Origin of the sequence: Kitasatospora atroaurantiaca (assembly GCF_007828955.1) — a bacterium.
In the GTDB taxonomy this organism is placed as follows: domain Bacteria; phylum Actinomycetota; class Actinomycetes; order Streptomycetales; family Streptomycetaceae; genus Kitasatospora; species Kitasatospora atroaurantiaca.
The window spans coordinates 3,846,447-3,872,490 of sequence record NZ_VIVR01000001.1 but is presented as its reverse complement, the minus strand read 5'-3'; the positions used below and the strand labels follow the sequence as shown (position 1 = coordinate 3,872,490).

The following is a 26,044-nucleotide window of genomic DNA, read 5'->3' as shown; positions in this document are numbered from 1 at the left end:
CGGCCGTCGGAAGGACTCCGTCCGTGGCTGCACTTCCGTTCGCATTCAGCGTGCTCTCCTCCGCCCTGCCGTCCGGCTGCGCCGGGCCATGCCGATGGGCGGCCGCTGCCGCCGCCGGGCTGGCCGTTCCGTTGCTGCTGGCCTTTCCGGCCGCAGCGGCGGGCGGCCCGGGGGTGGCGGCCTCCGGCAGTGTGACGGAGCGGGTTCAGGTGGCCCAGCAGCCGATCTCCGTCCCTTCGTTACCGGCCGTCGTCGTACCGCAGCTACCGCAGCTACCGTGCGTGCCGCAGCTGCCGCTGCTGCCTTCGCTGCCGGAACTTCCGCTGTTCTCCGAGCCGCCATGCCCGGAGGCCCTTACCCCCACACCCGGCCGGTCGGTCTCACCCGAGCCGCAGCCCTCGCAGTCGGCGTCGCCCTCGGCCACCCCGACGGCCTCGCCGACCGCCGGCTCCTCCGCGAGCCCGACGCCCTCCGCCTCGGCGAGCCCGTCCCCCTCGGCGGCGCCGGTCCGGCAGGTGCCCTGGCCCGCGTTCCAGCTGCCCGCTCCGGAGCTGGAGCAGGAGTCCCCGGCCGTGGACGAGGCCGGTGACCAGCCGAGCGACGAGCCACTGGCCGAGGACCTCGCCGAGGATTCCGCCGACGACGACTCGGCCGAGGCGGTGGCTGCGGCGATGCCCGCAGAGCCCCGCCCGCCGGTGGGCGGCCAGGCGGCCCAGGCGGCCAATGACGTGGTGGTCCCGCTGCGCTGGACGGACGCCTCCAACCTCCAACTCCCGCTCGGCGCGGGCCTGGCCCTGATCGGTTGCGGCCTGGCCCTGATCGGCCTGCGCCTGCGCCGCCGCTGAACGGGCGCAAAGGCCGCTGCGAAGTGGCGCGCGGACGTGGGAAGTCACGCCGAGTGGTGCCTCCGTGCGCACCCCGCTGTCAGCCGTCCGAGCTGCATCATGGACAGTCAGTTGACCCTCTCCATGCCCGAAGCATATGAAGGAGCTATGACTAAGCCGATGAACGAACGGTCACAGCCGGAGTCGTATCAGGCGTCGGGCGGACAGCCGGGGGACGGTTCGAGAGTGCTGGTCGTCGGCCCGGACGGAATGCCGATCGGCGGGGCGGCGGGCGCAGGCTTCGGCCGGCCCGGGGAGGGTGACGCGATGGAGTCCCGGGAGCTGCCCGTGACCGAGATGGTCGAGCAGCCGGCCAAGGTCATGCGGATCGGCAGCATGATCAAGCAGCTGCTGGAGGAGGTCCGGGCGGCGCCTCTCGACGAGGCCAGCCGGGTGCGGCTGAAGGAGATCCACAAGAGCTCGATCAAGGAGCTGGAGCTGGGCCTCGCGCCGGAACTGGTCGAGGAGTTGGAGCGGCTGTCGCTCCCGTTCACCGACGACACCATCCCCACCGAGGCCGAGCTGCGGATCGCCCAGGCCCAGCTGGTCGGCTGGCTGGAGGGGCTCTTCCACGGCATCCAGACCGCGCTCTTCGCCCAGCAGATGGCCGCACGGGCGCAGCTGGAGCAGATGCGCCGCGCCCTGCCGCCGGGCATGCACGGCGGCGAGCCGGAGGACGAGGAGCCCGGCGAGGGGCGGGGCATCCGCTCGGGCCCGTACCTCTGAGACCGACAGCTCCCAAGTGCCGGCCGGTCCAAGTGTCCGTGTCCGGAGTGTCCGTGCTTGGTCGCGGCTCGGACACAGTGCCGCCCCTGCACCCGGTTGTGTGGGTCTGAGCCGATACCCTGACCCCTGTGTCGGCCCCGGCTGCCGACCGGGGTCGGGCGGGCCGAGGGCGCCGTACGCGAGCCGACCGGACGAGACCACACGTCGCGGCAGCGGTGGCAGACCGCGCCGAGGGGGAGCAGAGGACCATGAGCGACGACGGCACCACGGTCGAGGGTCACTCCCTGGGCAACGGCCGGTATGTGCTGCAGCACCTGCTCGGTCAGGGCGGCATGGCGTCCGTCCACCTGGCGTACGACACGGTGCTGGACCGCCAGGTCGCGGTGAAGACGCTGCACACCGAACTCGGCCGTGAGGCCTCGTTCAAGGAGCGGTTCCGCCGGGAGGCGCAGGCCGTCGCGCGGCTGCAGCACACCAACATCGTCTCGGTCTTCGACAGCGGCGAGGACGTCGCCGCGGACGGCGCGACCACGCCCTACATCGTGATGGAGTACGTCGAGGGCAAGGCCCTGCGCGACGTGCTGAACGAGGCGATCGCGCAGCACGGCGCGATGCCCACCGACCAGGCGCTGAAGATCACCGCCTCGGTGCTCTCGGCGCTGGAGGCCTCGCACGACCAGGGCCTGGTGCACCGTGACATCAAGCCGGGCAACGTCATGGTCAGCACCAAGGGCATCGTCAAGGTGATGGACTTCGGCATCGCCCGTGCGCTGCAGTCCGGTGTCACCTCGATGACGCAGACCGGCATGGTGGTCGGTACGCCGCAGTACCTCTCGCCCGAGCAGGCGCTGGGCAAGAGCGTGGACGCGCGATCCGACCTCTACTCGGTCGGCTGCATGCTCTTCGAACTGCTCACCGGCCAGCTGCCGTTCGACGGCGACTCGGCGTTCTCGATCGCGTACAAGCACGTCCAGGAGGAGCCGCCGGCGCCGTCCGGGCTGAACCGCGCGGTGCAGCCGGGCGTGGACGCGCTGGTGGCCCGCTCGCTGCGCAAGGACCCGGCGCACCGGTTCCCGACCGCCGAGGCGATGCGCGAGGAGGTCGAGCGGATCGCGGCGGGCGCGAAGGCCGGTGGCGGTGGCGGTGGCAACACCCTGCAGGCCAGCACCCCGCTGGTGATCGGCGAGGGCCCGCGCTCGGTGCACGCCGCACCGTCGCTGACCAACTTCCCGCAGGTCACGGGGGACATCCGGACCCCGGCGCCGCAGGTGCAGCAGCCGTACCGGGCGCCGACCCCGCCGCCGTACGGGCCGCAGACGCCGCCGCCCTACGCGCAGGCCCCGCAGACCCCGCAGCCCTTCCCGCAGGTGCAGCCGCAGTACCAGGCTCCGCAGACGCCGCAGCCGTTCCCGCAGCAGTACCAGACGCCGCAGCCCTTCCCGCAGCAGGCGCAGACCCCGCCGCCGTTCGCCCGGGCGCCGCAGCCCACCTTCGTGCCGACGCCGGCCACCAGCAACAACAACGGCTGCTCCACCGCGCTGATCGTGGTCGGTGTGATCATCGGCCTGATCGTGCTCGCGGTGATCATCGTCGGGATCGTGGCCACGAAGAGCGAGAAGGACAAGTCCTCCACCTACGGATCGCAGCGCCCCGCAGCCGTCCTGGACCTGGGCCAGGAAGGCCTGATCTGAACCCCCGCCCGCGGCTCTGCCGTTCCCCGGCGGGCTCGCCGAAGCGGTAGCGTCTGAGGGACGGAACCACAGGGCGACCGCGCACCGAGCGACGGCCCGGGGCGAGGAGTGATGGCACAGACACAGCAGCCGGGTGACGGCGAGACGGAGCGCACTGCCGGTGCGGACGTCCCCGAGCCCGAGCAGCCGGAGGCCGCCGCCGAGACCGCCGCGCTGCCCGCCACTGCGGCGCAGACGCCCGTGCGCGGCACGACGGCCCCGCTGGGCACCGTCGGCGAGGGCCGCTATCGCCTCACCCACCGGCTCGGCCGGGGCGGCATGGCCGAGGTCTACGCCGCGCAGGACGTCCGGCTCGGCCGTACCGTCGCCGTCAAGCTGCTCCGCTCCGAGCTGGCCCAGGACGACGTGGCCCGGCTCCGCTTCACCCGCGAGGCACACTCGGTGGCCTCGCTCAACCACCACTCGATCGTCGCGGTGTACGACACCGGCGAGGAGCACGTCGGCGGCGAGTCCACGCCGTACATCGTGATGGAGCTGGTCGAGGGGCGTACCGTCCGCGAGCTGCTGGTGGACGAGGAGGCGCCGCCGGTCGACCAGGCGCTGATCATCATCGCCGGGGTCCTGGAGGCGCTGGCGTACAGCCACAGGCACGGCATCGTGCACCGGGACATCAAACCGGCCAATGTCATCATCACCACCGGCGGCGCGGTCAAGGTGATGGACTTCGGCATCGCCCGCGCGCTGACCGGCGCCGCCAGCACCATGACCCAGACCGGCATGGTGATGGGCACCCCGCAGTACCTCTCGCCCGAGCAGGCCCTGGGCAAGGCCGTCGACCACCGCTCCGACCTGTACGCGGCCGGGTGCATGCTCTACGAGCTGCTGACGCTGCGCCCGCCGTTCACCGGCGAGACCCCGCTCGCGGTGGTCTACCAGCACGTCCAGGACGCGCCCGTACCGCCCTCGCGGGCCAACGACCGGGTGCCGCCGGTGCTGGACGATCTTGTGCTGCGCTCGCTGGCCAAGAACCCGGACGACCGCTTCCAGAGCGCCGACGAGTTCCGCGCGCACCTGCAGCACGCGCTGCGCGAGATGCACGGCGCGGCCGGGGCCGGCTACGCGGCGGGCGCCGCAGCCGCCGCGGCGGCCGCCGCCGGTCTGGCGGCGGCCGGATCGGGGAACACGGGCGGCTACCCGGGGTACGAGGGTTCACCGAGCGGCGGCACGGCCATCACCGAGCCGCTGGGCGCGGTCGGCGGTGCAGGCGCAGGTACGGGTGCGGGTGCGGGTCCCGGCACCGGTTCCGAGCCGACCTCGGTGCTGCCCTACCCGGTCGGCTCGCCCTACAACACCCCGGCGGCGCCCTACCCGGCAGCCGGGGGCGGCGGTCCGCACGACGAGGAGCCGGAGGTCAGGCGCCGCAGCCCCTGGCCCTGGGTGCTCGGCGCGGTGGTGCTGCTGCTCGCGGCGGGCCTCGGGGTGGCGCTGGGGCTGAGGTCCGGCGGCAACCCCGGCCCCTCCGTGCCGTCGCCGGCCCAGAGCAGCGTCTCCACGCCCAGCGAGACGCCCTCCACCACGCCTTCGCCGACGCAGAGCCACAGCCGCAGCGCCTCGCCGAGCGAGTCGCCGAGCAGCTCGCCGTCCGCGAGCGCCTCGCACTCGACCTCGCCGTCGCCCTCCGCCTCGGCCTCCCCGTCGGAGTCCGCATCGACCTCGCCGTCGGGATCCCCCTCGGCCCCGAGCAGCCCGACCGCGACGAGCGTCACCTCCAACCCCGTGCCGCCGACGCCGTCGTCGAAGGTCAGCCCGCTCCAGACGCCCTGACGGAGCGTCAGTTGGTGAAGGCGTCCAGGACCTGCTCGTACTCCTGGCACCACCAGGCGAGCTGCCCGGCGGCGGCCGGGAAGAGCGGGTCGGCGCGGTGGTCGCGGCGCTGGTAGCGCCACTGGAGCATCCAGAGGTCGTTGAGGCGCTCCCACCAGACCCGGTGCACCGCCGCGGCCATCTCGGCCACGGTGGCCGCCCCGGAGGCCCGGTACGCCTGGGAGTAGCGGCGGACCCGGACCAGGTCGAGCACGCCGCTCTCCCGGTCGTTGAAGACCAGCGTGGCGCCCCGGACGGCCTCCTCGGCACGCGGCTGCAGCCCGAGCTTGTCCCAGTCGAGCACCGCGGTCACCCGGCCGCCCCGGTGCAGCAGGTTGAGGCCGTGGAAGTCGCCGTGCGTCCAGCCGGTCGGCGGGGCGTCCTCGGGGGCGGGGCGCCGGTGCCGGTGGGCGGCGAGCAGGTCGAGCCGCTCGGCCAGCCGCTGCTCGGCGAGGGCGTCGAACGGCCCGTACGGCTCCTGCAGGCGGGCCCGCCCCCGCAGCTCGGTGATCAGCTGCTCGGTGTCGTCGGGGTCGGCGGAGTGGTGTCCGGCGGGCTGGCGTACGGGGGCGCAGACCTGGTCGAGTGCGCCGTGCAGCCGGCCGAGCAACGCCCCGAGCTCGCCGCACTGCTGCTGGTCGAGCTCGGTCCCGTGCGGGTGGCCGCCCTCGATCCAGGGGAAGAGGGCGAACAGCCGCCCGCCGTACGCCGTCACGGTCCGCCCGTCCCGGGCGCGCAGCGGTGGCGCCGTGGGCAGGCCGAGGGCGTGCAGGGCGGCGGTGGCCCGGTGCTGGGCGGTGATCGCGGACCGGGTGGCGGTGGCCTGGTCGACGTAGCACTTGAGGAAGTACGTCCCCGCCTCGGTGGCCACCCGGTAGCCCCGGTTGAGCAGCCCCTCGGCCACCGGGACGGCGCCGCCGGCCCGCCCGACCTCGTAGGCGCGCAACACGCCGTTGACGGTGGAATGCGGGACCGGCGGGCTGAGGGTCCCGATCGGGGGTGCGGTGCTGTCCGGGCGGCCCGGTGGGCACACGATGAGCTGGGCGTACGTCGTCACTCTCCCTCGCCTCCGGGCGCGCCGGTGTCGAAAGGGACGACCGACAAGCGACGAAGGAGCGCCGGAGGGTGGGCCCCTCCTGCCCGATGGCGGGCAAGGAGGGCGAGTGTCGACACCGGGCCAGGAGCGCCCGGAGGCGAGGAAGGAATCACGGAGCAGAGCGTAGTGATGCGCTGCAGGGGTACTTGACAGAGCGTCAGAGATGTGCTCAGTGGGGGTGGTCGGCCTGGTGGCGGGCGACGTACGCGGCGGCCTGGGTCCGGCGCTCCATGCCCATCTTGGCGAGCAGGCTGGAGACGTAGTTCTTGACGGTCTTCTCGGCCAGGTGCAGCTCGTTGCCGATCTGGCGGTTGGTCATCCCCTCGCCGATCAGATCGAGGATGCGGCGCTCCTGTTTCGTCAACCTGGCGAGTCGTTCGTCCTCCTTCTCGCCGCCGTCGCGCAGCCGCTCCAGCACCCGGCTGGTCGCGACCGGATCGAGCAGCGACCTGCCGGCCGCGACGTCCCGGACGGCGGAGAGCAGGTCGGTGCCGCGGATCGCCTTCAGGACGTACCCGGAGGCCCCGGCCATGATGGCGTCGAAGAGTGCCTCGTCGTCGGAGAACGAGGTGAGCATCAGGCACTTGATCTCCGGCCGCAGGGAGCGGACCTCGCGGCAGACCTCGACGCCGTTGCCGTCCGGCAGCCGGACGTCGAGGACGGCCACGTCCGGGTTCACGGCCGGGATCCGGGCCAGCGCCTCGGCGGCGGTGCCGGCCTCGCCGACCACCTCGATATCGCCGTCCATGGAGAGAAGATCGTGGACGCCCCGTCGGACGACCTCATGATCATCCAGTAGAAAAACCCTGATTTGTCCCTTTTCGGCCACGGACAAATACTCCCATGCACCCTTATAAAGGGTCTATCGCCCATGCCGTCGCGAAGACAGAATCGATGCCGATTACCCCCTTACGCGGAGAGCTCTGCCCGGATAGCGTGCGCAGGTGTCCTGACGGCCACCGTTGTGAGAGCTGCACCACACCAGCAGCTCTCGAGCGCGAACAAGTAGGACGTCCTAGCGCAAGCGCGCCAAGGGGCGCCGCTGGGTAACGTTCTCGTGAGGGACGCCGTCGGAAAGGGAACACCACCTGCCCCGCAGTCGGCGCGCACACCCACGCGCGCTTGCGAGGAGGTGACCGGACCGGTCACCGGCGACCCCGGGCGGCCGGACAGACCGAGGAGTGAACGTGACCGTCAAAAGCACGGCGAGGACGCGCAAGAAGGCCGCCCCCGTCGTACCTGACAACCTCCGCGCGGGTACGGATGCGCAGCCGGAACTCGTACAGCTACTGACGCCGGAAGGCGACCGGGTCGAGCACCCTGACTACCAGCTGGCGATCACGCCGGAGGAGCTGCGCTCGCTCTACCGCGACCTGATCCTGGTCCGGCGTTTCGACGCGGAGGCCACCTCCCTTCAGCGCCAGGGCGAGCTGGGCCTGTGGGCCTCGCTGCTCGGCCAGGAGGCCGCCCAGGTCGGCTCGGGCCGTGCGATGCGCCCCGGCGACTACGCCTTCCCGACCTACCGCGAGCACGGCGTCGCCTGGTGCCGCGACGTGGACCCGCTGAACCTGCTCGGCATGTTCCGCGGCGTGAACCACGGCGGCTGGGACCCGAACGAGAAGAACTTCCACCTCTACACCATCGTGATCGGCGCGCAGACCCTGCACGCCACCGGTTACGCGATGGGCATCACCAAGGACGGCGCGGACGACGCGGTGATCGCGTACTTCGGCGACGGCGCCTCCAGCCAGGGCGACGTCAACGAGGCCTTCACCTTCGCCTCGGTCTACAACGCCCCGGTGGTGTTCTTCTGCCAGAACAACCAGTGGGCGATCTCCGAGCCCACCACCACCCAGACCAAGATCCCGCTCTACCGCCGCGCCTCCGGCTTCGGCTTCCCGGGCGTGCGGGTCGACGGCAACGACGTGCTGGCCTGCCTGGCGGTGACCCGCTGGGCGCTGGACCACGCCCGTACCGGCCAGGGCCCGGTGCTGATCGAGGCCTTCACCTACCGGATGGGTGCCCACACCACCTCCGACGACCCCACCCGCTACCGGCCCACCGAGGAGACCGAGGCCTGGAAGGCCAAGGACCCGATCTCCCGCCTCAAGGCCCACCTGGAGAAGGAGGGCCTCGCCGACGAGGCCTTCTTCGCCGGCGTCGAGGCCGCGAGCGAGGAGCTGGGGCTGCGGGTGCGCGAGGGCGTGCGGAGCATGCCGGACCCGGACCCGACGCTGATCTTCGACCACGTGTACGCGGAGCCGCACACGCTGGTGGACGAGGAGCGAGCTGAGTACGAGGCGTACGCGGCGTCCTTCGAGGGCGGGGAGAACCTCTGATGGCCGGTCAGCTGAGCATTGCGAAGGCGCTCAACGACGCACTTCGCAAGTCGCTGGAGAACGACCCCAAGACCCTCCTCATGGGCGAGGACATCGGAAAGCTCGGCGGTGTCTTCCGGATCACCGACGGCCTCCAGAAGGACTTCGGCGAGGACCGGGTGATCGACACCCCGCTCGCCGAGTCCGGCATCATGGGCACCGCGATCGGCCTGGCGCTGCGCGGCTACCGCCCGGTGGTGGAGATCCAGTTCGACGGGTTCGTCTACCCGGCGTTCGACCAGATCGTCTCGCAGCTGGCGAAGATGCACGCCCGCGCGCTCGGTCACGTGAAGATGCCGGTCACCGTGCGCATCCCGTACGCGGGCGGCATCGGCGCGGTCGAGCACCACAGCGAGTCCCACGAGGCCTACTTCGCCCACACCGCGGGCCTGCGGGTGGTCACGCCGTCCAACGCGCACGACGCGCACTGGATGCTGCGCCAGGCGATCGCCTCGGACGACCCGGTGATCTTCCTGGAGCCCAAGCGGCGCTACTGGGACAAGGGCGAGGTCGGCGACGCCGCCGACCTGTCGATGCACGCGGCGCGGATCGTGCGCCCCGGCACGGACGCCACGCTGATCGCGTACGGGCCGATGGTCAAGGTCTGCCATGAGGCCGCCGCGGCCGCCGCGGAGGACGGCCGCAGCCTGGAGGTCGTGGACCTGCGCTCGCTCTCCCCGGTGGACTTCGCCACCCTGGAGGACTCCGTCAAGCGCACCGGGCGTGGCATCGTGGTGCACGAGGCCCCGGTCTTCCTGGGCATGGGCTCCGAGCTGGCCGCCCGGCTCACCGAGAAGTGCTTCTACCACCTGGAGGCACCGATCCTGCGGGTCGGCGGCTACCACGCGCCGTACCCGCCGTCGCGGGTCGAAGAGGCCTTCCTGCCCGACCTGGACCGTGTGCTCGACGCCGTCGACCGCGCGCTGGCGTTCTGAGAGAGGAGCGACCATGACCACTGAAGTGCGCTCGCTCCGCGAGTTCAAGATGCCGGACGTCGGCGAGGGGCTGACCGAGGCCGAGATCCTCACCTGGTACGTCAAGCCGGGCGACGTCGTCACCGACGGGCAGGTCGTCTGCGAGGTGGAGACCGCGAAGGCTGCGGTCGAGCTGCCGATCCCGTTCAACGGGGTCGTCGAGCAGCTGTTCTTCCCGGCCGGGGCCACGGTGGACGTCGGTACGGCGATCATCTCGGTCGCGGTCGGCGAGGGCGCTGCGGAGCCCGTCGCCCCGGTGGCTGCACCCGCTCCGGCCGCTGTTGCTGTCGCTGCTGCTGCCGTCGCCGCTGTCGAGCCCGAGCCGGAGCGCCGCGAGGTGCTGGTCGGGTACGGGCCGCGTACGGGCGGTGCCCAGCGGCGCGCCCGCCGGACGACCGTGCCGGCCCCGGCTGCCGCTCCTGCGGTCGTCGCGGCGCCCGCGGCTCCGGTCGTGCCCGCGGCTCCGGTCGTGGCCGAGGGTGAGCGGCCGCTGGCCAAGCCGCCGGTGCGCAAGCTCGCCAAGGACCTCGGGATCGACCTGCGGACGGTCACGCCGACCGGTCCGGACGGTGTGATCACGCGTGAGGACGTGCACGCGGCGGCCGCGCCGGTGGCTGTGGTCGCCGAGGTGGCCGTCGCCGTCGAGGCCGCGCCCGTGGTGAGCGGTCTCGGGGACGTCCGGGTTCCGGTCAAGGGTGTGCGCAAGGCGACCGCGCAGGCGATGGTGGCCTCGGCGTTCACCGCGCCGCACGTCACCGAATTCGTGCAGGTCGACGTGACGCGGACGATGAAGCTCGTCCGGGAGCTCAAGGAGAGCGGCGAGCTCGGGCAGGGCGTCCGCGTCAGCCCGCTGCTGCTGGTCGCCAAGGCGCTCCTGACGGCCGTCAAGCGGTACCCCGAGATCAACGCGAGCTGGGACGAGGCGGCCCAGGAGATCGTGATCAAGGGCCAGGTGAACCTCGGTATCGCCGCGGCCACCCCGCGCGGCCTGATCGTCCCGAACATCAAGGACGCCGGGTCCAAGACCCTCCCGCAGCTGGCGATCTCGCTCGGCGAGCTGATCGACACCGCCCGCCAGGGCAAGACCTCGCCCGCCGACATGTCGGGCGGCAGCATCACCATCACCAACGTCGGCGTCTTCGGCGTCGACACCGGTACGCCGATCCTCAACCCCGGCGAGGCGGCGATCCTCGCCTTCGGCGCGGTCCGGCTGATGCCGTGGGTCCACAAGGGCAAGGTGGTTCCCCGTCAGGTGACCACGCTGGCCCTCTCCTTCGACCACCGCCTGGTGGACGGAGAGCTCGGCTCCAAGGTCCTGGCGGACACCGCCGCGATCCTGGAACGCCCGAAGCGCCTCATCACCTGGGGCTGACGCAACGGCGGAAGGGCCCTGCTCCCTCGGGAGCAGGGCCCTTCCGTTTTTCCCTATCGCTTGGCGATCCGCCGCACCGCGTACAGCACCCCACCCCCGAACGCGATCAGCGCGGCCGCCGACCCGAACAGGAACCCGGTCGGCGCGGACGGTCCGGTGGACGCCAGCTCGGTGACGGGCTCCGCGCCGGCGGTGGTCGGCGTCGCAGCGGGGGCGGAGACGGCAACGGCCGGGACGGTGGTGGCCGTCGGGGATGGGGCGGGCGTGGTCGGGGCCTTGGGCGTCGGCGTGGCGGTGGCCTTCGGCCGGGCGATGGTGAGCGCGAAGCCGGAAATCCTGCCGTGGCCGTCCGGGCCGCCGAAGACGTCGATCTTCTTCAGCTCCTTGGGAGCCTTCGCCGAGAGGCTGAGCCGGAACATGTAGCGGTGCGCGCGCCCGTCGGCCACCGGCTCGGCGACCGACGAGGTGTCGGCGACGATCGTCGGGTCGCAGGAGTGGCGCATCCGGAGGCGCTTCCACTCTCCGTGGAACATGACCTCGACCGTCACGTCCTCCGGCTGCAGGTTCACCAGCCTGTGCGACTCGGTCGCCGAGGGCTCCGAGGCGAAGAGCGCGAAGCCCGGCGCCAGTCGCCGGTACGGCTCACCGGTGAAGTTGACCTGCTCCAGGCCGATCTCCACCGGGGCACCACCGGCGGTCACCGACTTCGGCACCGGCGGCAGGAAGGCCTCGACCGGGTCCTTGGCGTGGCGCTCCGGCGCCTCCTGGACGGCCGTCGGGCTGTCCTCGCCGCAGGCCCATGCGGGGGAGCTCGCGAGGAGCGGGAGGCCGAGGGTGAGGGTGAGAGCGGCGGCGGAGGCGGCGACAAATCGGGAGATAACGGGCGTGCGCATGATGGAGGTCCCCCAGGGGCGGTGAACTGACGGTGTGGTGGTGAAGGTGGCCGGTCTTCGCTCCCCCCGGGCCTGCCGGTCTCGCTCTCCGTTCCTTCACCCTCATAGACGTCCATCCCCGGCGGCGGTTGCAGGTGGGTTCGAAGAATTTTTCCGGGACGTGTGAGCGGCCGCCAGGGATACTGCTCCGATGGCAGAGCAGCAGCAGACGGCGCCCCCGGTCGAGGCCGCCCCCGAAGAGTCCCCGTACCGCCCGTCGATACGACGGGACGCCTCGCTGCCCGCGCTGCTCGCGGGGTTGGTGTGTGTCGCGGTGTCGTTCTCGGGGCCGCTCGTGGTCGTCCTGGCGGCGGCTGCGGCGGGCCACCTCGACCAGGCACACACGGCCTCCTGGATCTGGGCCGTCTCGATCGGCAGCGGCCTGACCTGCCTGCTGCTCAGCTGGTGGACCCGCACCCCGGTGATCACCGCCTGGTCCACGCCCGGTGCCGCGCTGCTGGTGAGCAGCCTGGGGGAGTACCCGTACCGGGAGGCGGTCGGCGCGTTCGTGGTGAGCAGCGTCGCCGTCGCCCTCTTCGGCGTCACCGGACTGTTCGGACGGCTGATCCGGGCGATCCCGACCGGGATCGTGAACGCGATGCTGGCGGGCATCCTGTTCACCTTCGGTGCGGGCATCTTCACCTCGCTGCGCGGCGCTCCCGTGCTGGTACTCGGCAGCTTCACGGCCTTCCTGGTGGCCAAGAGGTTCGTCCCGCGCTACGCGGTGCCGGTGGCGCTGCTGGCCGGTGCGCTGCTCGCGGCGGCCACCGTGGGCCTGCCGCTGCACCTGGGCGACGGCGGACCGACCAGGCCGGTGTTCACGGCCCCGGCGTTCTCCTGGCCCGCGATGGTCGGGCTCGCCCTGCCGCTCACCATCGTCGCCCTGGCCTCCCAGAACGCGCCGGGCCTCGGCATCATGCGCGCCTCCGGCTACCAGCCGGACGACCGGCTGCTGATCGGCGCGACGGGCGGACTCTCCGTCCTGCTGGCGCCGTTCGGCTCGCCCGGCGTCAACCTCGCCGCCATCACCGCCGCGATCTGCACCAGCCCGGAGAGCCACCCGGACCCGCGCCGCCGCTACATCGCGGGGATGTCCGCCGGGTTCCTCTACCTGGTGGTCGGCAGCTTCGGCGGGGTGCTGGTGAGCCTGTTCACCGGGCTGCCGACCGCGCTCATCGCGGTGATCGCCGGAGTGGCCCTGCTGGGCTCCTTCCAGGGCAGCCTGGCCGGAGCCGCCGCCGACGAGGCCGGCCGGGACGGCGCCGTGGTGACCTTCCTGGCCGCCGCCTCGGGGATGAGCCTGTTCGGTATCGGCTCCGCCTTCTGGGGCCTGCTGCTGGGCCTGGCCACGCACCTGGTGCTGCGGGCGCGGAAGGCCAACTCGGCCTAACGCCACCGGAGATCGCCGATGGTTGGCATACTTCGTCTGGTCGGTCGAACGGTTGTGGGGGTGGGGCGTGACCGAGGGGGTCCTGGTGCCCGAGCGGGCGGTGGCGGACTCCGCGCCCGCCCCGGCCGGGCGGTCGCGGATGGCGCGCCGGCAGCGGGCGTTCCTGGCCGTGGCGGTGGTCGCGGCGCTGGTGTCCTCGGGCGGTTGGGCGGCCTCCTCGCTGATCAAGTCCCCGGCGGAGCGTGCCGCGGACGCGGCGCCGCCCCCTCGTACGGTGGTCACGGTGCCGGTGGGCATGCGGGTGCTGACCCAGTCGGTGGTGACGCGCGGCCAGGTGTATCCGCCGACGCAGTTCAACATCACGCCCACCGCGGCATCGACGGACGTGACCCAGCTCTACGTCTCGAAGCCGCCCGCCAAGTCGGGTGACTCGGCGGCCAACGGGCAGCTGCTGGCGGAGGTTTCGGGCCAGCCGCTCTTCGTGCTGCAGGGTCCGGTACCGGCCTACCGGGACCTGCGGCCGGGCAGTTCGGGCCCCGACGTCGCCGAGCTGCAGGCCGCCCTGGAGCTGCTCGGGTACCCGAGCGGGAGCGACGAGGAGGGCACGTACGGTCGCGGCACGGCCAAGGCGGTCGCGGACTTCTACCGCCACCTCGGATACACCGCTCCCACCACGGGCCCGGCCACCCAGCAGGCGGTCGACGCCGCGAAGAAGACCGTCGAGGCCGACCAGCAGCAACTGGACACCCTCAAGGCGCAGTCGACCGCGCCGACGCCCGGAGGGCCGAGCATCGCTCAGCAACTCGCCACCGCCAAGAAGAAGGTGGCGGACGACAAGGAGGCGCTGGCCAGGGCGGAGGCGGTCAACGGGCCGATGGTCCCGGCCGGCGAGGTGGTCTTCCTGCCCGCCCTGCCCGCCGCCGTGACCGCGGTCAACTCCGCGGTGGGTTCACCGGTTTCGGGCGCACTGCTCTCCCTGACCAGCGGCGGACTCGCCGTGACCGGGCAGCTCACACCCGGCCAGGCGGCCGGGGTCAAGGCCGGGATGGCGGTGGAGGTCTTCTCGGAGGCGACGGGTACGAGGATCAAGGGCACGGTCTCCGGCCTCGGTGCGCAGAGCACAACTCCCCTGGCTGGCAAGGTGATAGCGATCGGTGGCCCCGCCGCCCCGGCAGCGGCGGCGGGCGCCGGCAACGGGTCCGCTCCCGGCGCGGGCGGACAGGCCGTCGCCGCGTACGTACCGCTCCACATCACCACCGCCGAGCCGCTGCCGGCCGGTCTCAACGGCCAGAACGTCCGGATCACCGTGCTGAGCGGCCCGGCGGCCGAGGCGGTCCCGAGCGTCCCCGTGGCGGCGGTGTTCACGGATGCGTCCGGGCAGACCGCCGTGACCCGGGTGACGGCCGACGGGCAGCGGGTGACCGTGCCGGTGACCGTCGGGGTGACCGCGGGCGGCTACGTCGGCGTGACGGCGACCGCAGGCGGCCGGCTGGACCAGGGCGACCAGGTGGCGGTCGGCCGGTGACGGCGGTCATCGAACTCGCCCAGGTGGGACGCAGTTTCACCGGTCCGCCACCGGTGACGGCGCTCCACCCCTCGGACCTGACGGTGGGCCGGGGCGAGTACCTCGCAGTCACCGGGCCGTCGGGCTCCGGCAAGTCCACCCTGCTGCACCTGCTCGGGCTGCTCGACACCCCGAGCCAGGGCACCTACCGGCTGGACGGAATCGACACCGGGACACTCTCCGACCGGGACCGCTCGACCCTGCGCGGGCGGCGGATCGGCTTCGTCTTCCAGGCCTTCCACCTGCTCCCGCACCGGACGGCCGAGGAGAACGTGCTGCTCGCCCAGGTCTACAACCGAACCCCGCGCTCGCGGCGCCGCGAGGCGGCCCGGGCGGCACTGCACCAAGTCGGCCTGGAACACAGGGTGGACGCCCTGCCGACCACGCTCTCCGGCGGCGAGCGGCAGCGCGTCGCGATCGCCCGGGCCCTGGTGAACCGCCCCAGCCTGCTGCTCTGCGACGAGCCGACCGGCAATCTCGATTCGGCCAACGCAGCAGCCGTACTGGCCCAGTTCGACCGGCTCCACGGCGAGGGCTACACGCTGGTGGTGATCACCCACGACCCCGCGGTGGCCGCCCGGGCGGGGCGGTCCGTGCTGATCAGCGACGGCCGGCTCAGCGAGCCGACGGCGGTCGAGTCGACGGTGGCCGAGCCGGCGGGGGGCTGAGCCGTGGCGAGGAGCGTACTGGCGGACCCGGCCGCGAAGTTGAGCCTGCGCGACCTGGTCGGCGAGGCGACGGCCGGGGTGCTGCAGCGGCCGGGCCGTTCGGTGCTGACCATGCTGGGCACGGTGCTCGGCATCGGTGCGTTCGTCGCCGTGCTCGGCCTCACCGCGACCGCGTCCGGGCAGATCGGGCAGCAGTTCAGCCTGACCAGGGCGACCACCGTCACCGTCACCGACGACCCCGTGACCGACGGCCTGCCGCCGACCGGCAACCCGTCGACCGGCAGCCCGCCGATGACCTTCCCCGAGGACGCCGACGCCAGGGCCCAGCGGATCGACGGGGTCACCGCCGCCGGGGTCTGGTGGCGGGTCACGGCCGAGGACCTCCGGATCGGCTCCTCACCGGCCGCCGAGAGCACCGCCGGGCAGGGTCTCTCCGTCTTCGCGGCCACCCCGGGCGCGGTCGCCGCCATGCAGCCCACGCTCACCGCCGGGGTCACCCTGGACCCGTACGCGCACCGGGCCCGGTTGCCGGTGGTCCTGCTCAGCCAGGCCGCCGCCGCGCGGCTCGGCGTGGGCCGGCTCGACGCGCAGCCGGCGGTCTTCATCAACGGTCTGCCGTACACCGTGATCGGCGTCTACCGGGACGTCCAGCGCCTGCCGGACACCCTGCTGGGCCTGATCATCCCCAGCACCACGGCGCTGGACCGGTTCGGCAACCCGGGCACCGGCGAGGAGCGGGCCGCCCACCTGCTGGCCGCCACCCGGACCGGCGCGGCCCCCGTGGTCGCCGAGCAGCTCGCGGTCGCGCTCCGCCCGGACGCGGCCGACCGGCTGACCGTCACGCCGCCGCCGGACCCGCACAGCCTGCAGGACCACGTCACCTCCGACCTCACCGGCCTCTTCCTGGCGCTCGCCGCGATCTGCCTGGTGGTCGGCGCCGTGGGCATCGCCAACACCACCCTGGTCGCCGTCCTGGAACGCACCCAGGAGATCGGCCTGCGGCGCTCGCTCGGCGCCCGTACGCACCACATCGCCGCGCAGTTCCTCACCGAGTCCACGGCGCTGGGCACCCTCGGCGGCCTGATCGGCACCAGCCTCGGCGTCCTGGTCGTCCTCGCGGTCGCCGCGGCCCGGGACTGGACGGCGGTGCTGCAGCCGCTCGCCACCCTCCCGGCGCCGTTGATCGGCAGCGCGGTCGGGCTGCTGGCGGGCCTCTACCCGGCGGTCCGGGCGGCCAGGACCGACCCGATGAAGGCCCTGCGGGCGGGGTAGAGGCTCCGCCGATCAGTCCGGGGCATCCCAGGGGCGCGTGGGGGCACCTCCCGGCCGAAGGCTGGGGGAGAACTGCGCGAGATCGGAAGGCGACGACCTGTGCCCTACCGCTGCGCGCAGTTCCCCGCGCCCCTGTGGGTTGCCCCTCTGCACTCGGCATGGGATTGCGCCGGTCCAGCGAATTCGGGTGCAAAAGGTCTGCAAAGGCGCACGGAAGGGGTACGTCTTCGCGACCCCCCCCACCCGTGCCCCCGCCGGGTGACCGGAGCACCGAGGACGCACCCGTATGCCGTCTGGCAATCCTGGCCGTCTCGTCCGGAGTCTGGCCGCGCTCGTGCTGCTGTCGGCCGCTGTACTGCCCGCCGCGCTGGAGGCGGCGGCGCCGCCGCCGTTCGGCACGATCGGTGCGCCCGGGCCGGCTCCGGACCGGGCGGTCCCGCCGCACGCCATCGCCCGGGCCGACCTGCGGGTGGCAGGTACGGCACCGACCGTCGACATAAGGCGCACCGGGGACCCCGCGAACCGGATCACCCTGGTGCTGCTCGGGGACGGCTACACCGCGGACCAGCAGGACCTCTTCCGGCAGCAGGCGGACCGGGCGTGGCGGGCGCTGATGGACATCGAGCCGTTCCGCAGCTACCAGGGCTTCTTCAACATAAGACGGGTCGAGGTGGTCTCCCCGGTCTCCGGCATCGCCGAGACGGAGAACCGCGCGCGCAAGGCGGCCACCCCGCTCGGCATGCACTTCTGGTGCGAGGGCACCGCACGGCTGCTCTGCGCGGACGAGAGCGCCACGGCCCGGTACGCGGGTGACGGGGAGGGCCCGCAGTACCTGATCGCGCTGGCCAACTCCACCGAGTACGGCGGTGCGGGCGGCACCGGGGTGACCACACTGGCGGGCGGCAGCCCGGACGCCGGGCGGATCATCCAGCACGAGATAGGGCACACCGTCGGGGACCTGGGCGACGAGTACGACAGTGCCCCGGACGACGCCGACTACCCGAATCTGGCCACGGTGAACGCCGAGGAGATGAGCCGCACCCATGTGAAGTGGTGGCGCTGGCTGGGCGCGCAGTCCCCGGACGGGGCCGGCCTGATCGGCGCGTACCGCAGTGCCAATGGCATCTACCGGCCGACCGTCGACTCGGTGATGCGCACCCTCGGCGGGACGTACAACCTGCCCTCCCGCGAGGCGATCATCGAGCAGATCTACCGCAAGGTCGGGCCGATGGACCCGCCCGTACCGGCCGCGGGCGCGGTGTCCGGACGGCCGCGCCTGCAGGTCCGGCCGCTGTCGCTGGCCGGGGGCAAGCAGCTGCGGGTGGACTGGCGGGTGGACGGTGTGCCCGTGGAGCCGCAGGCGCAGGACCGGTCCGTGCTGGACACCGTCGGGCTCGTGGTGCGACCGGGCCAGAGCGTGACGGTCACGGCGACCGTGCGGGACACCACGGACTGGGTACGGGACGAGGCCTTCCGGGACCAGCGGATGACCCGGACGGTGGCCTGGACCCTGAAGGGCTGATCTCTTAAGGGCTGATCAGGGTCCTTCGTGTCCCCACTCTCGGGCCCCGGGGGATTGATCATGTGATGGGATGACTAGTCTGGTCGCCGTGACCGTGGACCCAGTCAGCCCCGCCCGCTCCTCCGCCGTCCCCGGTCCCCGTCTCGCCGTCCCCGCCGCTGCGACGCCGCCCGGCGGCCGCGCCGCCTGGTTCGCCTGGTCCATCGCCGTCACCGTCTACGTCCTCGCCGTGATCCACCGCACCAGCCTCGGTGTGGCCGGGCTGGACGCCGCCGAGCGGTTCGGCATCGGCGCCTCGGCGCTCTCCACCTTTTCCATCCTGCAGGTGCTGGTCTACGCGGCCATGCAGATCCCGGTCGGGCTGCTGGTCGACCGCTTCGGGCCGCGCCGGGTGCTGCTGCTGGGCATCCTGCTGCTGAGCGCCGGCCAGCTCGCCTTCGCCTTCAGCTCCGCCTTCGGGCCCGCGCTGGCCTCGCGAGCGGTGCTGGGCTGCGGCGACGCGATGACCTTCATCAGCGTGCTGCGGATCTCCGCGCGCTGGTTCCCGGCCGCGAAGAACCCGCTGGTCGCCCAGCTCACCGGACTGGCCGGAATGGGCGGCAACCTGGTGACCACGGTGGTGCTGGCGCAGGCCCTGCACAGCAGGGGCTGGACCTTCTCCTTCGGCCTCATCGCCGTCCTCGGCGCCGGGGTGTTCGCGCTGGTCGCGCTGCTGCTCCGGGAGGCGCCGGACGGGGTGGTCGTCGTCCCGACGGCGGAGCGGCGGCTGTCCGTGCGGGCGCAGATCCGCGGCTCCTGGCAGGAGCCGGGCACCCGGCTCGGGATGTGGGTGCACTTCACCACGGCCTTCCCCGGTGCAGCCTTCGGGCTGCTGTGGGGCCTGCCGTACCTGGTGGAGGGCCAGGGGATGACCCGGGCCGAGGCCGGCGGGCTGCTGACGGTCCTGGTCGTCAGCAACATGGCGTTCGGGCTCTTCTTCGGGCGGCTGCTCTCGCGCTCGGTACGGGCCCGGATGCCCATCACGCTGAGCGTGATCGGTGCCACCGGGGTGAGCTGGGCCGCCGCGCTGGCCTGGCCGGGCGGGCAGCCGCCGCTCTGGGTGCTGGTGGTCCTGCTGGTCGTCATGGGCAGCAACGGCCCCGCCTCGCTGGTCGGCCTCGACTACGCCCGCTCCCACAACCCGCCCGAGCGCCTCGGCACGGCCTCGGGCATCGCCAACATGGGCGGCTTCATCGGGACGGTGGTCACGCTGCTCGGCGTCGGCGTCCTGCTGGACGCCCTGGCGGGGCCGAGCGGGTACACGGCCGAGACGTACCGGTGGGCGTTCTGCTGGCTGTACGTGCCCCTGGCGGTGGGGACGGGAATGATCCTGCGGCTCCGGCGGCGGGTACAGGGCTTCCGACCTGCGGAAACTCGGTAGCCCTCTGTCGGGGAGAGGGCTACCGAGCGCAGATCCACCGTCCGGGTGTGCTTCCGATCAGAGGTAACGCCGCGTCATGGACATCACGGCGTCAACACGAAGTTGGCCAGCACCCGGGCCGCCAGCTCCTCGTCGCCCTCGACCTTGACCGGCCCCGGGCGCCCGCGCCCGCAGGCGAGCCGGAGGTACGTCTCCCACCCGAGCGTGAACTGCACGTCCGGCGCGAGGCTGACCGTCTCGTCCACCGCGCCCCGCCCGTTGGCGTCCACCCGCACCGTACGGAGGAACTCCACCGGGCCGGTCACGTCGAAGGCGACCGTGCTCCCGGCCGGTGCGCCGGCCAGCTTGGCGACGATCTTGGGCAGCCCCTCGACCAGGTAGTCGCGCGACACGAGCGCCGCCGCCGAGTCCAGGTTGCCGGGCGTGCCCAGGGCCCGCCGCAGGTCCTGCTCGTGCACCCAGACGTCGAACACCCGGTTGCGCAGCAGATCCGCGTACGGCAGGTCGCGGGAGAGCGGGCCGGCCGGCCAGCGGACCAGGTCGGCCGCCTCGTGCCGGGCGTTGCGCAGGGCGCGCGAGCGGCGGATGACGGTGTACTCGAGCTCGCCGGTCATCTCGGGGGCGGTGTGGCAGCGGCGCTTGTCGACCGGCAGCTCCATGTACCGGGCGAACTCGCTCGTGACGTGCAGCAGGTCGCGCGGCAGCGAGTGGATCGGCCGGGGGTCGCCGAGCAGCTCGGACTCGACCGCGATGATGTGCGCGACGACGTCCCGTACGGACCACCCCGGGCACTCCGTCGGCCGGTTCCAGGCGTCGGTGGGCAGCGGGGCCAGCAGTTCGGTTATCGACTCGATGGACTGCGTCCACGCGTCGATGTAGGCCTGCACGGTCTGGTTGTCCGTCACGGGAATCTCCGGCCCTCCGTCAGCTTCCGTACCACGCCGCCCAGGACTAGGAGGACCAGGAACCCCGGCCTCCGGGCGCACGCGCTACCCGCACGTTACGCTGCCGGATGACAGCTGGGCAGCGCTTTCGGGTGACGATCGTAGGACTGGTCCCATGGACGGTGGTAGTGTGCGCGCTTCATTGATCCAACTCGCGGTCTCCGACGCCGAGCCGCCCGCCGAGCGGCGGGCCAGGGCGGCCGCCCTGGTACGGGCGCAGGACACCGCCGACCTGGTGGTCCTGCCCGAGCTGTGGCCGCTGGGGGGCTTCGCCTACGACGCGTGGTCGGAGGGTGCCGAGCCGCTCGACGGGCCGACCGCCGACGCGATGTCGGCCGCCGCGAAGGCGGCCGGGGTCTGGCTGCACGCCGGTTCGATCGTCGAACGCGACCCGGACGGGCCGATCTACAACACCTCCCTGCTCTTCGCCCCCGACGGCGAGCTGGTGACCACCTACCGCAAGATCCACCGCTTCGGCTTCGACAGCGGCGAGGCGGTCGTGATGGGCGCGGGCCAGGAGATCGTGACCGCCGTCACCGACCTGGGCACGCTCGGCCTGGCCACCTGCTACGACCTGCGCTTCCCCGAGCTCTTCCGCGCGCTGCTGGACGCCGGCGCGGAGCTGCTGGTCGTCCCGGCCGCCTGGCCGGAGCGGCGCCGCGAGCACTGGACGCTGCTGGCCCGGGCCCGTGCGGTCGAGGAGCAGGCGTACGTGCTGGCCTGCAACACCGCCGGCACCCACGGCGGGGTCGAGCAGGCGGGGCACAGCATCGTGGTCGACCCGTGGGGCCGGGTGCTGGCCGAGGCGGGCGCCGGCGAGGAGGTGCTGACGGTGGACTTCGACCCGGCCGAGGCGGCCAAGGCCCGGGCCGACTTCCCCGTCCACCGCGACCGTCTGCTGGGGATCCCGGCCCCGGTGCAGCGATAGCCGGGACCATGTCCGGATATGGCCGCTGTTAGGGCTCTTGCGCACCTGGTGGGCATTTTTGAGAAGATGAGCCGCCGTCGTATTCAGCGTCGTGCTCAGAGCAGCACCGCGCTGCGCCAGGAGAGGGGGTCGTCATCGCCGTGTCCGGGACTCCCAGCACCGGCGACAGCCGCCCCACGATCCAGCGCAACAGCCTCCGTGAGCAGATCGCGGGGGCGCTGCGCGAGGAGATGATGGCCGGGCGCCTGGCGGCCGGCCGGAACTTCACGGTCAAGGAGATCGCCGAGCTGTACGGGGTCTCGGCGACCCCGGCCAGGGAGGCCCTGGTCGACCTGGCGGCGCAGGGGCTGCTCCGGGCCGAGCACCACCGGGGCTTCACGGTGCCCGAGTACACCTGGGACGACTTCCTGGAGATCTTCGAGGCCCGCACCCTGCTCACGGACAGCGCCTTCCGCCAGCTCGGCACCAGGGCCAACGGCTACGACTGGGGTCGGCTGCCCTCGCTGCGCCGCCGGGCCGAGGCCGCCGCCCGCGCCTCCCGGGCCGGACAGCTGGACGTCCTGGTCGGCTGCGACCTCCGGTTCTGGCAGGAGGCCGCCGCCCTGCTCGACAACCGCCGGATCAGCGGCTACCTGGACTGGCTGCGCGTGCAGTCCTGGATGTTCGCGGCGCCCTACCTGCGCGAGGCCGACGACCTCAGAGGCGTCTGCTGGGACCGGCACACCGAGCTGGTCGACCGGATCGAGGCGCGTGACCTGGCGGGCGCGCACCGGATGGTCAACGAGTACAACCTCTTCACGGTCGAGCTGCTGGCCCGGCTCAGCGGGCAGCCGCTGGACTCGGTCTCGGTGCTCCCGCTGCTGCGCGCGCCCGTGCAGGCGGCCGGTCCGGCCGCCTCGGCGCCGTCCGAGGCCTTGCTGCCGCCCGGACAGCAGGTGCCGTCGGCGTCCTCCGTGCGGGAGGTACGGGAGGTGAAGGAGGTCGGCCTCGGCCTGGTGCCGCTGCCGCGCTTCGTCCCGCCCGGCCGCTTCGGGCGGCCGCTGCTGCCGGGGAACGGGGAGCCGGCGCCGGGCCGGTAGGGTGGGCCGTCGTTGCCCGCCCACCGGAGAGGATGAGCCGGCCCATGGCCTGCGACCTCTGGCTCGTCCCCCTCGTGGACGTGCTGACCCACAGCCCCGAGAACCCGTTCCGGGACGACCTCCTGCGTTACAACGCCGCGCTCGCCTCGCACGGCCTACCGGAGGTGCCGGTCTACGAGTACGTACCGGGGATAAGCGGCGCGGTCGAACCGATAGCCGCGTTCGACTACGACTCGCTGCACTTCCTGCGCCGCGCCTACCTGTTGGGTGTGACGGGCTTCGAGATCACCCCGGTGGACGCGCTCGGCGGGGACTACGAGCAGCTGCTGGAGATGTTCGAGAGTACGGCCGAACAGTCGCACCTGGTCTGGCACTTCGACCACGCGGGCGCGTACGTGCCGATCGACTTCCAGCTCCCGCTGGTGGTGGACAGCCTGCTGGAGTCCGGCGGACCGCTCGGCTCATCGCACGGCCTGCTGCGGGAACTCCACGCGGTGGCACCGGTGTTGGGGATCGACCCGATCAACCCGCCGGCGCCGACCCGGCCGCTCGGCCCCACCGGCCTCGAGCAGCCCTTCGGCCCGCCGCTGGACGACCTCCACCCCTATGCGCGCGAGCGGCACGCCTGGGCCGGCCTGTACGCGGCGGCGACCCGCAGTGTCACCCAGGGCTCGATGATCGTCTTCGCCTGAGCGGTACCGCTGCGCGAGCGCCCGGGTGGGGGCGTCGGCCACCCCCACCCGCGGCTCAGCGCAGCGGGCCCTCCGGCGGCCGCTGGCGGGGCATGGTGGGCCGGGTGCCCGGCGGCGGCAGAACGCGCACCAGTGCTCCCGCGCCGCCCTCGCTGCGCCCGCCCCACGCGCCCGGTGACTGGGTGGGCAGCTGGGTCATGGTCGCCCGGAACTCCAGCATCCACTCCGAGGTCTCGCTGCGGACCATGTCCGAGACGTCCTCACAGAAGCGCCGCAGCACGCCGAGGCAGCGCTCGGCGGCCTCGCCCGCGGTGCCCTCGGTCGGGCCGAGCACCTCGCGCACGCACTCCGAGGCCCAGTCGAACTGGAAGGCCTCCAGTCGTCGCTGCAGCGCCTGAGCGGTGCTCACGTCCCGCATCCAGCCGGAGGTCAGACCGAAGGCCCGGTCCGCGCCCAGGGCGGCTGCCGAGAGCACCAGACCGACGTAGCCCCAGTTGGCGGCCTGCTCGGCGACACCGGCGAGGGCGACCAGCGGCGCCGTCACCCCGGCCACGGCGAAGGTCGCCGAGCCGAAGCGCAGCAGCCGCGCCCAGCGGCGCTTCCAGATGCGGTCACGGCGGTACCAGTCGATCGCCTCGACCGCCCGCTCCTCGGACCAGCGGTAGAGCTCCTCCAGGCGCTCGGCCGGCTCTCCCCAGTCCCCGAGGGGGAACTGGCGGGCGCTCAGGTCGGTACGGCGACGGGTGGGGGCACGTCCGGGGGAGGCGACGACGGGCTGGTCCTCCTCGCCCACTTCCTTGCCCCAGGGGCTCTCCTCGGGCTGCATTTCCGGCTGGCTCACCTGTGGGGCTCCCTGTGGCGGGCTGACTGCCGCGGCCCTGGCTGGGTACCGGGCCTGACGGCACGTTGAGCTGACACTGTCGTTCCTTGTCCAACAGCACTTCTTACCGCCAAATGGCTGACCGTGGGGGCGCTTCTCCTGTGATCGTTACCGGAATTCACCTCCGGAAGCCGAGGTGAGAGGGTTTCGGGGGTCGGCGAGATTTCACCCTTCCGAGCGAGTCGTCGGGGCCCCGCCGCTCTGACCCGGGCCCGCCCGGGCCGCGGTTTCTTCGCTGAAGCTGGAGATTCATCCAATGCGGAGCTGAAGAAAACACTGCCCATTGGAGCTTCCGACGGGACCGAAGAGCGGCCGGAATCCGCCACCGACTACCCTTGCCAACCGTGAAGGTCCTCGTCATCGGCGGCGGCGCCCGCGAACACGCCCTGTGCCGCTCTCTGTCCCAAGATCCCGCCGTCACCGAGCTGCACTGCGCCCCGGGTAACGCCGGGATCGCGCAGGTGGCGACGGTCCACCCGGTCGACCAGCTGGACGGGGCCGCGGTCACCGCGCTCGCCCGGCTGCTGGCCGCCGACCTGGTCGTGGTCGGCCCGGAGGCCCCGCTGGTCGCGGGCGTCGCCGATCCGCTGCGCGCGGCCGGCATCCCCGTCTTCGGCCCGTCCTCCGAGGCTGCCCAGCTGGAGGGCTCCAAGGCCTTCGCCAAGGACGTGATGGCCGGCGCCGGCGTGCCGACCGCCCGTTCCTACGTCTGCACCACCCCGGCGGAGGCGGCCGAGGCGCTGGACGCCTTCGGCGCTCCGTACGTGGTCAAGGACGACGGCCTCGCCGCCGGCAAGGGCGTGGTGGTCACCTCGGACCGCGAGGAGGCGCTGGCCCACGCCGCGTCCTGCGAGCGCGTGGTCATCGAGGAGTACCTGGACGGCCCCGAGGTCTCGCTCTTCGCGATCACCGACGGCACCACCGTCCTCCCGCTCCAGCCCGCGCAGGACTTCAAGCGCGCGCTGGACGGCGACGAGGGCCCGAACACCGGCGGCATGGGCGCGTACTCCCCGCTGCCCTGGGCCCCCGAGGGCCTGGTCGACGAGGTGCTCCGGACCGTCCTGCAGCCCACCGTGGACGAGCTGCGCCGCCGCGGCACCCCGTTCTCCGGCCTGCTCTACGCGGGGCTGGCGCTGACCTCGCGCGGCACCCGGGTGATCGAGTTCAACGCGCGCTTCGGCGACCCGGAGACCCAGGTCGTGCTGGCCCGGCTGCAGACCCCGCTGGCGGGCGTCCTGCTGGCCGCCGCCAACGGCACGCTGGACCAGCTGGAGCCGCTGCGCTGGCACGAGGGCGCCGCCGTCACCGTGGTGATCGCCGCCGAGGGTTACCCGGCCGCGCCGCGCAGCGGTGACGTGATCGAGGGCCTGGCGGAGGCGGAGGCCGCCGACGGCACGGTGTACGTGCTGCACGCGGGCACCCGGGCGGGCGAGGACGGCGAGGTGCTCAGCGCCGGTGGCCGGGTGCTCTCGGTGACCGCGACGGGTACCGACCTCGCCGAGGCCCGGATCCGCGCGTACCGGGGCGTGGAGCGGATCGGCCTCAAGGGCTCCCAGCACCGCACCGACATCGCGCTGAAGGCGGCGCAGTAGCGCCAGGCGTCCGGAGGGCGCTGCGACCGGTCATCCCACCGGACGCAGCGCCCTCCGTCGTGTTCCGGAACGGGCCGCCACACCGGTCGGCGGCAGGATTCCAGCCCTTCGGGTGACTGACTCACCATCCGGCTGACGCGGACCGGCCATCGGCCTTATGGTGCGCTGGATCGCTGC

General features: G+C 72.9%; 22 protein-coding genes. 17 read left to right on the top strand and 5 right to left on the bottom strand.

Going from position 1 to position 26,044, the window contains the following annotated elements; all coding sequences use genetic code 11:
• Positions 1-23 precede the first annotated feature (23 nt).
• The 4 genes from FB465_RS17825 (at position 24) to FB465_RS17810 (ending at position 5,125) form a co-directional block, all read left to right on the top strand.
• Positions 24-845 (top strand): hypothetical protein, encoded by an 822-nt coding sequence (locus FB465_RS17825; protein WP_145791884.1) that lies wholly within the window; start codon positions 24-26, stop codon positions 843-845.
• Positions 846-992: 147 nt separating this feature from the next.
• Positions 993-1,610: a bacterial proteasome activator family protein gene (locus FB465_RS17820; protein ID WP_145791883.1), complete on the top strand. Its 618-nt coding sequence runs from the start codon at positions 993-995 to the stop codon at positions 1,608-1,610.
• A gap of 248 nt (positions 1,611-1,858) precedes the next feature.
• Positions 1,859-3,301: a protein kinase domain-containing protein gene (locus tag FB465_RS17815; RefSeq protein ID WP_145791881.1), complete on the top strand. Its 1,443-nt coding sequence runs from the start codon at positions 1,859-1,861 to the stop codon at positions 3,299-3,301.
• Positions 3,302-3,412: 111 nt separating this feature from the next.
• Complete coding sequence (locus FB465_RS17810) at positions 3,413-5,125, top strand: protein kinase domain-containing protein (RefSeq protein WP_145791879.1); 1,713 nt, start codon at positions 3,413-3,415, stop codon at positions 5,123-5,125.
• 7 nt (positions 5,126-5,132) lie between these two features.
• Here the strand turns inward: FB465_RS17810 and FB465_RS17805 are convergent, their stop codons facing one another.
• Complete coding sequence (locus FB465_RS17805) at positions 5,133-6,221, bottom strand: phosphotransferase enzyme family protein (protein ID WP_246192707.1); 1,089 nt, start codon at positions 6,219-6,221, stop codon at positions 5,133-5,135.
• A 208-nt stretch (positions 6,222-6,429) separates the two neighbouring features.
• A complete protein-coding gene (locus tag FB465_RS17800; protein WP_145791877.1) occupies positions 6,430-7,089 on the bottom strand; it encodes a response regulator in 660 nt (219 codons plus the stop codon).
• 358 nt (positions 7,090-7,447) lie between these two features.
• On the opposite strand from FB465_RS17800, the gene pdhA reads away from it, so the two are divergent.
• The 3 genes from pdhA to FB465_RS17785 are packed head-to-tail and all read left to right on the top strand — an operon-like array spanning position 7,448 to position 10,984.
• Positions 7,448-8,599, top strand: a complete 1,152-nt coding sequence (gene pdhA / locus FB465_RS17795) for a pyruvate dehydrogenase (acetyl-transferring) E1 component subunit alpha (protein WP_170290623.1) — start codon at positions 7,448-7,450, stop codon at positions 8,597-8,599.
• Positions 8,599-9,573, top strand: a complete 975-nt coding sequence (locus tag FB465_RS17790; protein ID WP_425461185.1) for an alpha-ketoacid dehydrogenase subunit beta — start codon at positions 8,599-8,601, stop codon at positions 9,571-9,573. Before pdhA ends, FB465_RS17790 begins: the two co-directional genes overlap by 1 nt.
• A gap of 13 nt (positions 9,574-9,586) precedes the next feature.
• The gene (locus FB465_RS17785) at positions 9,587-10,984 is read left to right on the top strand and encodes a dihydrolipoamide acetyltransferase family protein (RefSeq protein WP_145791872.1); all 1,398 of its coding nucleotides are present in this window, start codon (positions 9,587-9,589) and stop codon (positions 10,982-10,984) included.
• 53 nt (positions 10,985-11,037) lie between these two features.
• Here FB465_RS17785 and FB465_RS17780 read toward each other — a convergent pair whose 3' ends face one another.
• Complete coding sequence (locus FB465_RS17780) at positions 11,038-11,877, bottom strand: hypothetical protein (RefSeq protein WP_145791870.1); 840 nt, start codon at positions 11,875-11,877, stop codon at positions 11,038-11,040.
• Positions 11,878-12,067: 190 nt separating this feature from the next.
• On the opposite strand from FB465_RS17780, the gene FB465_RS17775 reads away from it, so the two are divergent.
• From FB465_RS17775 to FB465_RS17750, 6 genes are all read left to right on the top strand, one after another.
• Entirely contained in the window at positions 12,068-13,306 is a 1,239-nt protein-coding gene (locus tag FB465_RS17775; RefSeq protein WP_145791868.1) for a benzoate/H(+) symporter BenE family transporter, read from the top strand.
• 67 nt (positions 13,307-13,373) lie between these two features.
• Entirely contained in the window at positions 13,374-14,831 is a 1,458-nt protein-coding gene (locus tag FB465_RS17770; RefSeq protein WP_145791866.1) for a peptidoglycan-binding domain-containing protein, read from the top strand.
• A complete protein-coding gene (locus tag FB465_RS17765) occupies positions 14,828-15,538 on the top strand; it encodes an ABC transporter ATP-binding protein (protein ID WP_145791865.1) in 711 nt (236 codons plus the stop codon). Before FB465_RS17770 ends, FB465_RS17765 begins: the two co-directional genes overlap by 4 nt.
• Before the next feature lie 3 nt (positions 15,539-15,541).
• On the top strand, positions 15,542-16,810 hold the full coding sequence (locus FB465_RS17760) for an ABC transporter permease (protein WP_246192706.1): 1,269 nt from the start codon (positions 15,542-15,544) through the stop codon (positions 16,808-16,810).
• Between the two features lie 286 nt (positions 16,811-17,096).
• On the top strand, positions 17,097-18,332 hold the full coding sequence (locus tag FB465_RS17755) for a M64 family metallopeptidase (RefSeq protein ID WP_145791863.1): 1,236 nt from the start codon (positions 17,097-17,099) through the stop codon (positions 18,330-18,332).
• A gap of 88 nt (positions 18,333-18,420) precedes the next feature.
• Positions 18,421-19,752, top strand: coding sequence for an MFS transporter (locus FB465_RS17750; RefSeq protein WP_246192705.1), 1,332 nt, complete (start codon positions 18,421-18,423; stop codon positions 19,750-19,752).
• 83 nt (positions 19,753-19,835) lie between these two features.
• Here FB465_RS17750 and FB465_RS17745 read toward each other — a convergent pair whose 3' ends face one another.
• Positions 19,836-20,657, bottom strand: coding sequence for a maleylpyruvate isomerase family mycothiol-dependent enzyme (locus tag FB465_RS17745; RefSeq protein ID WP_145791859.1), 822 nt, complete (start codon positions 20,655-20,657; stop codon positions 19,836-19,838).
• Positions 20,658-20,826: 169 nt separating this feature from the next.
• On the opposite strand from FB465_RS17745, the gene FB465_RS17740 reads away from it, so the two are divergent.
• The 3 genes from FB465_RS17740 (at position 20,827) to FB465_RS17730 (ending at position 23,395) form a co-directional block, all read left to right on the top strand.
• Positions 20,827-21,624 (top strand): carbon-nitrogen family hydrolase, encoded by a 798-nt coding sequence (locus FB465_RS17740; protein ID WP_145791857.1) that lies wholly within the window; start codon positions 20,827-20,829, stop codon positions 21,622-21,624.
• 140 nt (positions 21,625-21,764) lie between these two features.
• Positions 21,765-22,703 carry a GntR family transcriptional regulator gene (locus tag FB465_RS17735; protein ID WP_342791813.1) on the top strand — a complete coding sequence of 313 codons (939 nt, stop codon included), beginning with the start codon at positions 21,765-21,767 and terminating at the stop codon, positions 22,701-22,703.
• A gap of 44 nt (positions 22,704-22,747) precedes the next feature.
• Positions 22,748-23,395: a hypothetical protein gene (locus FB465_RS17730; protein WP_145791856.1), complete on the top strand. Its 648-nt coding sequence runs from the start codon at positions 22,748-22,750 to the stop codon at positions 23,393-23,395.
• Between the two features lie 55 nt (positions 23,396-23,450).
• Here FB465_RS17730 and FB465_RS17725 read toward each other — a convergent pair whose 3' ends face one another.
• A complete protein-coding gene (locus FB465_RS17725) occupies positions 23,451-24,236 on the bottom strand; it encodes an SLATT domain-containing protein (protein ID WP_425461184.1) in 786 nt (261 codons plus the stop codon).
• A 383-nt stretch (positions 24,237-24,619) separates the two neighbouring features.
• Between FB465_RS17725 and purD the strand changes: the two genes are divergently transcribed.
• A complete protein-coding gene (gene purD, locus FB465_RS17720) occupies positions 24,620-25,867 on the top strand; it encodes a phosphoribosylamine--glycine ligase (RefSeq protein WP_145791854.1) in 1,248 nt (415 codons plus the stop codon).
• Positions 25,868-26,044 lie beyond the last annotated feature (177 nt).

Bases quoted from the DNA above. Each gene is read 5' to 3' on its own strand.
- FB465_RS17730 (WP_145791856.1), top strand. From the start codon at position 22,748: ATGGCCTGCGACCTCTGGCTCGTCCCCCTCGTGGACGTGCTGACCCAC.
- FB465_RS17810 (WP_145791879.1), top strand. From the start codon at position 3,413: ATGGCACAGACACAGCAGCCGGGTGACGGCGAGACGGAGCGCACTGCC.
- FB465_RS17790 (WP_425461185.1), top strand. From the start codon at position 8,599: ATGGCCGGTCAGCTGAGCATTGCGAAGGCGCTCAACGACGCACTTCGC.
- FB465_RS17815 (WP_145791881.1), top strand. From the start codon at position 1,859: ATGAGCGACGACGGCACCACGGTCGAGGGTCACTCCCTGGGCAACGGC.
- FB465_RS17820 (WP_145791883.1), top strand. From the start codon at position 993: ATGACTAAGCCGATGAACGAACGGTCACAGCCGGAGTCGTATCAGGCG.
- FB465_RS17755 (WP_145791863.1), top strand. From the start codon at position 17,097: ATGCCGTCTGGCAATCCTGGCCGTCTCGTCCGGAGTCTGGCCGCGCTC.
- FB465_RS17775 (WP_145791868.1), top strand. From the start codon at position 12,068: ATGGCAGAGCAGCAGCAGACGGCGCCCCCGGTCGAGGCCGCCCCCGAA.
- FB465_RS17785 (WP_145791872.1), top strand. From the start codon at position 9,587: ATGACCACTGAAGTGCGCTCGCTCCGCGAGTTCAAGATGCCGGACGTC.
- FB465_RS17780 (WP_145791870.1), bottom strand. From the start codon at position 11,877: ATGCGCACGCCCGTTATCTCCCGATTTGTCGCCGCCTCCGCCGCCGCT.